Here is an 11,780-nt window from a genome sequence, read left to right as displayed (position 1 = left end):
TACCGCCGGGTCCCCCGTTCGCGGGGGTTGGCCGCGCCCCCACGGCCCGCGCGACGATGCGCGGTGCCCGTTCACCGGGCCGGCACCTGAGGGGAACGAGGAACATGGACAGCATCGACGACAACGCCCACGTCCATCGGGTGCTGCGGACCGACGTCCCGGCCCCGGGCGAGGTGATGCCGCCCGTGCTGGACCTCACGGCCGCGACCGGGCCGCTCTGGGCCGCGGCCACCGACGACTACGACGACGCTGTGGTGGCGGCGGTGCTCGCCGCCCCGGGCACGTCGGCGCTCTGGCGCTCGTGGCGTTTCGCCGCCGACGCGACCGACGGTCCGGGGACCCGCGTCTACCTGCTTGAGGCGGAGGAACCGGAAGTCGCCGCCGCGGCGGTGCGTTCGGCACTGGCCGAGGCCGGTCCCGACACCACCCTGCTGATCGAGTTCGCGACCGGGGACCTGGTGCCTCCGGCGGCCCACGCGGCGCTCGGCGCCTCCGCGCTGCTCTGGGCGTTCGACGCCGACGAGCCGGTCCAGGTGGCGCGGGTTTTCGACGGCGTCGACCCGTATGCCGGGCCGTACTTCGACCAGGGGCATCCGCGGTTGGAGGGCCCCGAGCGCGACGCCGCGCTCGGTTTCCTCGAGAGCGGCCAGACGTTGTTGCTGACGCCGCAGACCCAGGACGATGTGGTGGACCCGCAGCGCGGCCCCGTCGTACCGACGAACTTCCGTACCGACGGGGCCTGGGTCTGGACCGACGCCGTCGCCTACTACCTGCGCGAACACGGCATCGCGCCGGACGAGGGGCTGCTCAGGCATGCCCGCGACGCCGGCTTCGTGGCGGCCGAGGCGGGTGCCGTCGGGCTGCACCGCGCGCTGTCGTGCCTGTTCCTGCCACGAAATGTCGAGCCGGCCGAGGAGGTTGGCGCCGGGTAGCGGTACGGGAGCGGAGAAAATTCGGGCGGGCGTGAACCCCCACGTCCCACGAGCCGTCTCAGTGCGTCACGGACGTCGAGCGAAGCGCGAAAGACCAACATGACTGGACCTGTGAGCACGGATCCCGCGGCTGAGCAGCCGGTGCGCCGGGCGACGGTGGCGGCGCCGCCGGCACCTGAGCATCGGGCGTCGGCAGAGGTCAGCCAGCGGCGCGAGTTCGTTCGCGCGTTCGTGGAGCACGCCGCGGAACGCCCGGCGAGCGAGCGGGTGACAGTACGCCTGCCCACCCTGATCACCGTGACCGCCGCGGTGGCGGTCGGCGCGCTCGTTGTCGGGGTGTTCTGGCACCTCGTCCGGCCGATGACCCCGCAGCAGAAGGCGGCGGCGAAGGGCACCACTGTCGCACCCAGCGTCCTGCCGACGGGCACGTTCGACGCGGTGGCCGGCTGGGACTGCGAGGCGGCGGCGGACCGCGGGTTCGATGCCCGTGGCCGGATCGGGGCGTGGCGCACGATCGGCAAGGGAGGCTGGTCGCAGGGCGGCTGCCACGGCACCGCGGTGACGCTGCCGCGGCCCGCCAGCAGGGACGGCCGTGCGGCCACCGGACAGTCGGCGACCTGGTGGTTCACCCCCGGGCCGAACATCAGATCCTGCGCCGTCAGCGTCTACCTGCCGAAGACCGGCTCGGCGCTTGTCAGTAAGGCGACGTACATGGTCGGAGCCGGCGCGACGGGCACGCCGTTCGCGAGTTTCACAGTCGATCAGGACGCGAACGCTGGCAAATGGTTCGACGCGGGGACCTACCCCGTGCACCAGAACCAGCTCGCTGTCAGCCTCGACGCCTCGAACACCTCTGGTGCGAGCAACGCCCGTGTGGTGTTCGGACAGGCGCGGGTGAACTGTGGGTCCTGAGTCTCTCGCCGCGGGAACCGCCGCCCGTACGCCCGCGACCGCCAAGATCGAACGGGTTTCCACACGCGCGTGGAGTCGGCACAGGACGATCGGTGCTGCCGTGCGGGCGGCCAAGCCCGGTGCGGTGGTCGCGGTCTCCCCGGGCACGTACCGGGAGTGCCTGGTCCTGGACCGCGACGTCACAATCGTCGCCGAGGACGAGTCGGCAACTGTCGAGCTGATCGCGCCGGAGGGACCCGCGGTCCAGCTCCGCGGCGGTTCGGCCACTCTGCGGGGCCTCACGATCCGCGGCAGCCGGACGGGAAACGCCGCAGTGGTGGTCTCGGCCGGGCGCCTCGAGCTGACGGACAGCCGGGTCAGCGGCGGGTTCGTCCACGTGGCCGGCAGTTCGGCGGCCAGGCTCAACGGCTGCACCGTCGAGGAAACCTCCACGTGTGCGCTCAACGTGGCCGACGGCGCTCGCCTGGAGGCCTACGACCTGCGCGTCACGAACGTTTCCGGCGTCGCGGTGGCGGCGGGCGGCTCGTCGTACCTGGCGCTGTCCGGCGCGGTGCTCAACGACGTGCGGGGTGTCGGCGTACGCGTCGGCGAGACCGCCACCGCTGTGCTGGAGCGCTGCGACATCGGCTCGGCCGGGGACGCGGGCGTGGAGGTTCGCGAAAGCGCGGGCCTGCGCCTGCTCGACAGCCACATCCACGACATCGAGGGCGACGGTGTACGCGTCCTCGGCAGCGCCGGCTTCGGCGCCGACTGGTGGCCCGAACTGCACCCCGGCCGGCCCGACGACCTGACGCCCGCCGAGCCGGGCACGACCGGGGGAGTCGTGGTGCGGCGGTGCGAGATCCGCCGTACCGGAGCCGCCGGCCTCGTGACAGGTGGCGATTCGGTGACGCTCGTCGACGACACGGTGATCGACCGGGCCGGCAGCGCGGGTGTGCTGGCCGCGCACGACAGCCGTGTCGTGGTCCGCTCGGTGCGCGTCAGCAACAGCACCCAGACCGGCGTGGCGCTGCGCGACAGCGCCCAGGTGCGATGGCGTGGCGGCTCGCTGACCGGTTCGAAGGCCAACGGCGTCTTCGCGGTCGGCGACAGCCACCTGCAGTTGCGCGACGCGGAGGTGCGCGAGAGCGGCTTCACAGCCGTCCATCTCACCGGGAGTGCGTCGGTGACGCTGCTGGGCGTCGCTGTCACCACGACCGCCGAACTCGGCATCCGTGCCTCCGGCCGTTCGGTGCTCCACGCGAAGGGCACCGGCATCGACCGCGCCGACCTCACCGGCGTGCAGGTCGACGACGTGGCCGACGCGGTCCTGCGCGACGTGACAATCGCCAACTGCCGCACAGGTGTTCGCGTGGACACACCGCACCGCCCTCTGCTCGCCGACTGCACCGTGCGCGACATCGCCCAGACCGGTGTGGAGATCGCGGCCGGTTCGGCGCCCACGCTGGTGCGTACCACTGTGGCGGGCTGTGGGGCCGCGGGCGTCTTCGTTGACGTCGACGCTGAGCCGGTGCTCGACAACTGCCGGATCGAGACGATCGGCGGCAGCGGTCTCGCGGTGTGGACGGGCGCCCGCCCGACGCTGCGACGGGTGACGATCACCGAGGTCAAGAAGAACGGCCTCTACTTCGGGACCGGTGCGCACGGCGAGGCGGAGGACGTGACGATTTCGCGTACGGGCTACCCGGCACTCTACGTCGGGGACGCGGCTGACCCCGTACTGCGCCGATGCGTCGTGCTCGACTGCGACGAGGACGTCAGCCTGGGTGCGGACGCCGAGCCCGTCTTCGAGCAGTGTCGCAGCGAGCGGGTCGGTTCGGCGGTGTGGCCGGCGACCGCGGGGCCGGCGCCCGCCGCAGCGCAGACCTCGTCAAAGGCACCCGAGGCGGGCACCCCGCCGGAGGCCGAGGCGTCGGAGGACACGCTGCAGCCACTGCTCGGTCAGCTGGACGAGCTCATCGGTCTGGTCAGCGTCAAGCGGGACGTGGGCACCATGGTCAAGCTGATGCACCTCGTGAAGCGCCGCCGCGAAGCCGGGCTGGCGCCGCCGCCCATGTCCCGCCACCTCGTCTTCGCCGGCAATCCCGGTACGGGCAAGACGACTGTCGCCCGCCTCTACGGCCAGTTGCTGGCGGCGCTGGGCATGCTCAGCAGCGGTCATCTCGTCGAGGTCGACAGGGGCACGCTGGTCGGCGAGTACGTCGGCCACACCGCACCCAAGACGCAGGCCGCGTTCCAGCGTGCGCTGGGCGGTGTCCTCTTCATCGACGAGGCTTACGCCCTGGTGTCCGAGGGGCAGAGCAGCGACTTCGGCAACGAGGCGATCTCGACGCTCGTGAAGCTGATGGAGGACCACCGCGAGGAGGTGGTGGTCATCGTGGCCGGCTATCCCGACCAGATGGGCCGCTTCATCGGCGTCAACCCCGGTCTGTCCTCGCGGTTCTCCCGCACGCTGACGTTCGCCGACTACAACGAGACAGAGCTCGTGCAGATCGTCGACAAGCACGCGGGGGACCACGACTACCGGCTGTCGGATGAGGCTCGCACGCGCCTGACCGAATACTTCCGGACCGTCGACCGCGGTGAGGGCTTCGGCAACGGCCGCTTCGCCCGCAAGGTTTTCCAGGAGATGACCGAGAACCACGCCGGCCGCATCGCCGAGCTCGACGACCCGAGCGACGAGCAGCTGAGCACCCTGGAGGCCGCCGACCTGACCGACGTCGCGTTCGACGTAAGAGGCTGAGGAGCCCGATGAGCCGCCTGGCGTTCCACCGGCCCGCCCGGATGCTGCTGCCGCAGCTTCCCTCCCAGCAGGTCACCCTCCCCAACCCGCCGGAGCCTCCCAAGGAGAACCCGGGCAACAACGCGTGGAGCCTCGTGCTGCCGCTGCTGTCCAGCGTCGGCATGGCCGCCTACATGGTGACGTTCGGCAGACCCGCCCTGATCATCATCGGCGTGCTGTTCTTCCTGACCTCCACAGGCGCGGTCGTCGGCATGCGGATGTCGCAGCGCAGCGCCAACGGCAAGCAGGCTCGCAGGGCCCGTGTCCGCTACCGGCGCCACCTCGCCCGGGCCCGTGACGAGGCGCGCGAGGTCGCGAACGCCCAGCGCGCGGTTTCGATGCTCGTCGACCCCGACCCGCACCGGCTCTGGTCGATAAGCGCCAACCGGCACCGGGTGTGGGAGCGGCGCCAGAGCGACAAGGACTTCCTGCGGGTACGCGTCGGCCACGGCACGGTCCGGTTGGTCACGCCGATGGGGCTGGACCCCGGCATGGACCCGCTCGGCGACTACGACTGGGACTCGTTGCAGGCCGCGCACCGGCTCATCGACCGGATGGGCCACGTCGAGAAGCAACCGATGATCATCGATGTGGGTCGCGCCGGCGTCATCAGCGTCGTGGGCGACCCGACGCGGGCAGACACGCTCGCCCGCTCCATGCTGACCCAGATCGGGGTGCTGCACGCGCCGGACGACGTCACCATCGCCGTCGAGACCTCAGGCGCCGAGCACTGGGAGTGGACCAAGTGGCTGCCGCACACCTTCGAGCCCGACGTGAAGGGCGAGAGCGGCACGGTGTCGCTTGTCGCCGAGGACCCCGAGGTGCTCGGCGCCTTCCTCGCCGGTGAGCTGGCCCGGCGCAACGAGCAGGTGCTGAGCCGGCGCAACATGCTCAGCAGCGAGCGCCTCGGGGACGCCAAGCAGCGCCGCCTGGTCGTGCTCTTCACCGGCTTCGCGCCCTTCTCCGACTGGGGCCGCTCAGACCTGATGAACGCCCTGTTGCAGGCTGCCGGCCCGCAACTCGGCATCACCCTGATCTTCCTCAGCGAGAAGGACCGGGACGAGCCGAGCCGCGTCGACCTCCGGATCCGCTTCGACGACGAGGGCAACATCGTGACCGAGGGGCACCCCGACACGGTGGTCACGCCCGCGCACCGGTGCAAGCCCGACCATCTCACCCCGCAGTTCGCCGAGCTCATCGCCCGCAACCTCGCCCCGCTGCGGCTCAGCGACGAACGCGAGCAGGTGCTGACGCGTACCCGCTCACTCAGCGAGATGGTGCTGGGCACCGACCCCGGCCGTGCCGACCTGACGGGCCGCTGGGTCACGGCGGGCGACCCGCGCATGCTGCGCGTCCCGATCGGCACCGACGGCGACGGCCAGACAGTCGTCCTGGACATCAAGGAGTCCGGCCAGGGCGGTTCCGGGCCGCACGGGCTCATCGTGGGTGCGACGGGCTCCGGCAAGTCGGAGCTCCTCCGTACGCTCGTCACCGGCCTGGCGCTCACCCACTCGCCGGAGCTGCTCTCGTTCGTCCTGATCGACTTCAAGGGCGGTGCGGCGTTCGCACCCCTCAAGGAGCTTCCGCACGTCTCGGGCCTGATCACCAACCTCGCCGACGACGCGGCGATGATCGATCGCGTCCTGGCCGCCCTCATGGGGGAGCAGCAGCGACGTCAGCGCATCCTGCGCGACGCGGGAAACTTCGACACGGTACGCGAGTACCAGATGCGCCGCGCCGCCGGCGCCGCCGGCCCCGACGGGGAAACCCTCGAACCGCTGCCCACGCTGCTCATCGTCGTCGACGAGTTCGGCGAGCTGCTCTCCGGCCGTCCCGAGTTCGCCGAGCTGTTCGTGCAGATCGGCCGGGTCGGCCGGTCGCTGGGCATGCACCTGCTCATGGCCACCCAGCGGCTCGAGGAGGGCAAGCTGCGCGGCCTCGATTCGCACCTGTCGTACCGGATCTGCCTGCGTACGTTCTCGGCCGCCGAGAGCCGGACGGTGATCGGGACGACCGACGCGTACAAGCTGCCGCCGGTCCCCGGGTCCGCGTACCTGAAGGTCGACGAATCGGTCTACCAGCGGTTCCGTGTCGCCCACGTCTCCGCGCCGTACGTCAGCGCCGAGGACCGCCTCGCCAGCATGACCGCGGGCGGCACCTCCATCGTGCCGTTCGACCTGCGCTCCGACGCTGTAGTCGTCGAGCGTGAGAGCGACGAACTCGCGCGGCTGGCCGCCCGGCCCGGCCCCACCGAGTTGCAGGTCCTCGCCGACCGGTTGCAGGCGATAGCCAGCCCCGCGCACCAGGTGTGGCTGCCGCCGCTGCCCGCCGCCCTGGCTCTCGACCACCTCATCGGGCGGCCGGCACCCAAGGCCGGCCGCGGCTACGCCGCCCGCGTGTGGCCGCTCGCCGGGCGCCTCGCCGTGCCGATCGGCCTCATCGACCTGCCACTCAAGCAGGACCAGGAGACGCTGGTCATGGACTTCGGCGGCGTGCACGGGCACCTGGCCGCTGTCGGCGCTCCGCGTACCGGCCGCAGCACGTTCCTGCGCACCATCATGATGTCCGGGATGCTCACCCACACCCCCGACGAGCTGCAGTTCTACTGCATCGACTTCGGCGGTGGGACGTTGCACCCGTACGCCGCCGCGCCGCACGTCGGCAGCGTGGCGGGGCGTAACGAACCCGAGCTGGTCAATCGCATGTTCGCCGAGATCCGCGGGCTGATCGTGCAGCGCGAGCGGGAGATGCGCGAGCTCGGCGTCGAGTCGATCGCCGAGCTGCGCGAGCGCCGCCAGGCAGGGCTGCTACCTGACGGGCTGCGCATGGCCGACGTCTTCCTGATGATCGACAACTGGGGGGCGCTGCGGGCCGAGTTCGAGAGCGCGGAGGTGTACGTCACCGAGATCGCCGCGCGTGGCCTCGGCGCCGGCGTGCACCTGGTGCTGACGTCCGGGCGCTGGAACGACATCCGTCCAGCCCTGCGCGACAGCATCGGCACCCGCATCGAGCTGCGGCTCAACGACCCCACCGAGTCGGACGTCAACCGCCGGCTCGCCGCGAGGATCCCGGCCAACATGGCCGGTCGCGGAGTCAGCACGCCAGGCGTCTTCTTCCACCTGGTCCTGCCCCGCCTCGACGGCATCGACTCCGTCGACGGGCTGCGCGAGGCACAGGACGAGGCGCTTGCCAAGATCTCCCAGCACTGGAACGGCCCGGTGGCGCCGCCCGTCCGGCTGCTGCCGCAACGCGTGCTCGTCGACGAGTTGCCGCCGCTGGCCGGTGACGCCGTGCCGATCGGCCTCGCCGAGCACGACCTCTCCCCGGTCGGACTCGACCTCTTGGGCGGCGATCCGCACTTCCTCATCTACGGCGACGCCGGGTCGGGCAAGAGCTCACTGCTGCGCACCTGGCTCACCGGGCTCACCGAGCGGACCTCGCCGTACGACATGCGCGTCGTGCTCTTCGACTACCGGCACGGGCTCATGGACGTCGTGCCGGAGGAGCACCTCGGGGCGTACGCCGGTGACGCGGGAACCGCCCAGGTGTACGTGCAGCAGGTGGTGGAGAAGCTCAAGGAACGCGTGCCCCCGCCGGGCATCACCCCCGCGCAGCTGAAGGCGCGCGACTGGTGGGAGGGCACCGAGATCTACGTCGTCGTCGACGACTACGACCTGATCGTCGGCCCGCAGAGCGTGCTCGCGCCGTTCCTGCCGTTCATCCCGCAGGCCCGCGAGGTGGGCCTGCACCTGGTCCTCGCCCGCCGCGTCGCAGGAATGGTCCGCACCGGCATGTCCGACACACTCACCACACGCATCCGCGACATGGGGTGCGGTGGCCTCATCCTCTCCGGCGACCCCAAAGAGGGCGTCGTCCTCGGCGACGAACGCGCGGCGCAGCGGCCTCCGGGCCGGGGCGTGCTCGTACGCCGGGGCCAGCCCAACCGCCTCGTCCAGATCGCAGTCACCGAAACCACCCAGGGGTAGACCCGTCATGGCCAACGAACAGACCCGCGTCACAGTGGTAGGCACCTACCGCAGCGCCGACGTCGCCCTCCCGTCGCTGAGCCCGCTCGGCGAGTTCACCGCGCGGCTCGCCGAGGTGTGCGGTCAGGACAGCAACGACCAGCTCCCACCCGTATGGACACTGTCGCGCCCCGACGCCGGCCCCCTCGCCCTGGACACCAGCCTGTTGCAGGCCGGCATCGTTGACGGTGATGTGCTCTACCTCTACGACCTGGCGGGTGACCCGGTCGACGCCCCGATCGTCAAGGACATCGAGGAGATCGTCGCCGAGCAGACCGAGGAACTGCGGCTGCGCTCGGCGCATCCCGGCCCTGTGGTCATCGGCATCGGCCTGCTGTTCCTGCTGGCCGCGGCGGTGCTTGTCGGCCTGCGCTACAACGCCGACACCGGGGCGGCGATCGGGCTCACCACGGGCGGGCTCCTGCTGCTCGGGATGGCGTGGGGCGTGCGCCAGAAGGAATCGGCGACGCCGCCGCTGCTCGTCCAACTCATGGCGCTGACCGCCGTACCGGCCATGGGCGCCGCCGGCGCCCTCATCGCGCAGGGCCTCACCTTCTCCGGCTGGGCCGGCGCCGCGATCGGCGCCAACACCGCGATGCTCATGGCCATCGCCATGCTCGGCGACGTCCTCCTCGTGGCGATCGAGCTGTCTCTCGCCGCCGGAGCCGGCCTCGTGGCGCTGACCACGGGCCTCGGAGCCGACGCCGTCGAATCCAGTGCCGTCGTCGCGGCCGTTGCCATCGGCATGCTGGCGGTGTCACGTCGGCTCGCCGCCACCATCACCGCCTGGGGCCAGAAGTTGCCGCGAGGCCGGCAGTCCTTCGCCGAGGCCACCACCGGGCTCGTGAACCGTTCCGCCTGGATCACCGGGGTCGTCATGGGCGGGCCGGTTGTCGCGCTCTGCGTCACGTTGCCGCTGATGGCGTTCTCCGGACGTACTGTCGCTGTCATCCTTTCGGGGATCTGTTGCCTGGCCCTGTTCGCCCGCGGACGGATCGCCGCCTTCACCGTCGAGCTGTGGATGCTCGGCGCTGCGACAGCCGCCGGTGGGTTCGGCCTGCTGGCCGCGCTCGTCATGTCGATGGGCGGTGCCGCCGCGTCGGCGGTGCTCGTGGGCGTCGGGCTCACGACAGTGCTGTTCGGCATCGGCATGAGCGTGCTGGTGCCACCCCGCAAGCGGCACACCGGTTCGGGCCCGAAACCGCCGATCCGCCGCAGCCGCTCGGAGGTCGTCGGCGCGGGGGCCGCCATGGCGATCGCACCCCTCACGCTCGGCGTCTTCGGCGTCTTCGGCCACCTGGTAATGGTGGGCCGGACGCTGTTCTGAGAAGTTCCGTCCCGGTGCTCAGCGGTCCACGGGCAGGAGGTGGCCGAGTTCGATCGCGCGGCGGGTCAGCTCCGCCTTGTTGCCGGCGTTCAGTTTCGCGCGGATGCGCTTCGCGTACGTGTTCACAGTCGCCTGTGACAACCCCATCCGCGTCGCGATCTGTGAATGGGTGTAGCCAGAGGCGATCCACCGCAGCGTCTCAGCCTCGCGCGGCGCCAACGCGCCCGGCTCCTCCGCCGACACCTGGGAAAGCTCCTCCGGCAGCCGATCCGCGAGACGTCGGCACAGATAGAACCCACCCTTGACTGTTACCCGCATCGCCCCACGCACCGCGTCCTGATCCGCCTGCCGACTCACGCAGCCCCGCGCGCCCGCGAGAATCGACTCCATCAGGCCGGTGCGCCCCGGCCATTCCGCGCAGACCAGCACCGGACCGTGCGCAATTGTCCGGGTAATCAGCTTGCTCACCGTGGGCTCCGGCCGTGCCACATCCAGCACCACCAGGTCGAAGCTGCCCACCAGCTCCTCGACGTCGGCCACCGCGACCTCCACCAGCCGGTCCGGGTCGTCCCCGGCCAGCTTCTCGAGACCAGCGCGCCAGATCGGCTGCTCTGCCACCACAGCGACTTTGTACACGGCGCTCCTCCACGCACTTCCCCGGTGTGTCACCGGAGATCTCACCTGAGACGTACGCGGGGGCCCCTCGGTTCGAGGACGCAGGCGACAAATGCCGGACGTCCCCGAACGGATGTCTTGTTCGCGATCCCGGTCGGCTCATAGCCTCTGTCGCTGTCCGGGACGGTCGACCGCAGGAGTGTGCCGGTGCCCACCCAGAACCTCGCCGACGGCACAGTTGTGGAATACGACGACGACGGCCGCGTCGTCCGCGAGGAGCTCCCCGACGGCACGGTCTTCGACCGCTTCACCGCTGATGGCAGGCCGACGCATGGCACGTTGCCCGATGCGGGTGAGGTGTCGATTTCGTACGGCGGTGGTGGCGGCAGTACGTGGAACTACGCCGACGGGACGATCGTTTCGCGTGGTGCTGATGGCGGTGTGGTCGGTCAGGTGACCGCGGATGGCGCAGTCTTTGACGCGTTCACGTCTGATGGCAGGCCGACGCATGGGACGTTGCCTGACGCCGGTGAGGTGTCGATCTCGTACGGCGGTGGTGGCGGCAGTACGTGGAGCTATGCGGACGGGACGGTTGTTCAGCGCAACGCCGCTGGTGACGTCACCTACGAGCGGACGGGCGATGGGGCGTCGTTCGATGCGTTCACCGCTGATGGCAAGCCGACGCATGGCACGTTGCCCGACGCGGGTCAGGTCTCAATCTCCTACGGCGGAGATGGCTCAAGCACCTGGAGCTACGCGGACGGGACGGTTGTTCAGCGCAACGCCGCTGGTGACGTCACCTACGAGCGGACGGGTGACGGTGCGTCGTTCGACGCGTTCACCGCTGATGGCAAGCCGACGCATGGCACGTTGCCCGACGCGGGTCAGGTGTCCATCTCGTACGGCGGTGACGGTTCGAGTACGTGGAGCTATGCGGACGGGACGGTTGTTCAGCGCAACGCCGCTGGTGACGTCACGTACGAGAAGACCGGCGATGGGGCGTCGTTTGATGCGTTCACGTCTGATGGCAAGCCGACGCATGGCACGTTGCCGGGTGGTGATGGTGCCGGCGCGCAGCAGGTCTCCATCTCGTACGGCGACGACGGTTCGAGTACGTGGAGCTACGCCGACGGGACGATTGTTCAGCGCAACGCCGCTGGTGACGTCACGTACGAGAAGACCGGCGA

The 11,780-nt window shown here is 70.7% G+C and carries 7 protein-coding genes; 6 read left to right on the top strand and 1 reads right to left on the bottom strand.

Annotated elements, in window-relative coordinates:
* Positions 1-104 precede the first annotated feature (104 nt).
* From ACLQ27_RS06515 to ACLQ27_RS06495, 5 genes are all read left to right on the top strand, one after another.
* Positions 105-932: a hypothetical protein gene (locus ACLQ27_RS06515; RefSeq protein ID WP_425865903.1), complete on the top strand. Its 828-nt coding sequence runs from the start codon at positions 105-107 to the stop codon at positions 930-932.
* Between the two features lie 111 nt (positions 933-1,043).
* Positions 1,044-1,844, top strand: a complete 801-nt coding sequence (locus ACLQ27_RS06510; RefSeq protein ID WP_357574263.1) for a hypothetical protein — start codon at positions 1,044-1,046, stop codon at positions 1,842-1,844.
* 100 nt (positions 1,845-1,944) lie between these two features.
* Positions 1,945-4,587, top strand: a complete 2,643-nt coding sequence (locus ACLQ27_RS06505) for a right-handed parallel beta-helix repeat-containing protein (protein ID WP_357574262.1) — start codon at positions 1,945-1,947, stop codon at positions 4,585-4,587.
* Positions 4,588-4,595: 8 nt separating this feature from the next.
* The gene (eccCa, locus tag ACLQ27_RS06500; RefSeq protein WP_357574261.1) at positions 4,596-8,612 is read left to right on the top strand and encodes a type VII secretion protein EccCa; all 4,017 of its coding nucleotides are present in this window, start codon (positions 4,596-4,598) and stop codon (positions 8,610-8,612) included.
* Positions 8,613-8,619: 7 nt separating this feature from the next.
* On the top strand, positions 8,620-9,978 hold the full coding sequence (locus ACLQ27_RS06495) for an EsaB/YukD family protein (protein ID WP_425865902.1): 1,359 nt from the start codon (positions 8,620-8,622) through the stop codon (positions 9,976-9,978).
* An 18-nt stretch (positions 9,979-9,996) separates the two neighbouring features.
* Here the strand turns inward: ACLQ27_RS06495 and ACLQ27_RS06490 are convergent, their stop codons facing one another.
* Entirely contained in the window at positions 9,997-10,596 is a 600-nt protein-coding gene (locus tag ACLQ27_RS06490) for a helix-turn-helix transcriptional regulator (protein ID WP_357493011.1), read from the bottom strand.
* Between the two features lie 204 nt (positions 10,597-10,800).
* Here ACLQ27_RS06490 and ACLQ27_RS06485 point away from each other — a divergent pair.
* Positions 10,801-11,780, top strand: a 980-nt coding sequence (locus tag ACLQ27_RS06485) for a hypothetical protein (protein WP_425865901.1), incomplete at its 3' end; no start/stop codon positions are given.

The organism is Micromonospora sp. DT63, from assembly GCF_049841615.1.
In the GTDB taxonomy this organism is placed as follows: Bacteria; Actinomycetota; Actinomycetes; order Mycobacteriales; family Micromonosporaceae; genus Micromonospora.
The sequence above is the reverse complement of the archived record's forward strand: the minus strand, read 5'-3'. Positions and strand labels throughout refer to the sequence as shown.

Bases quoted from the DNA above. Each gene is read 5' to 3' on its own strand.
- ACLQ27_RS06515 (WP_425865903.1), top strand. From the start codon at position 105: ATGGACAGCATCGACGACAACGCCCACGTCCATCGGGTGCTGCGGACC.
- eccCa (WP_357574261.1), top strand. From the start codon at position 4,596: ATGAGCCGCCTGGCGTTCCACCGGCCCGCCCGGATGCTGCTGCCGCAG.
- ACLQ27_RS06495 (WP_425865902.1), top strand. From the start codon at position 8,620: ATGGCCAACGAACAGACCCGCGTCACAGTGGTAGGCACCTACCGCAGC.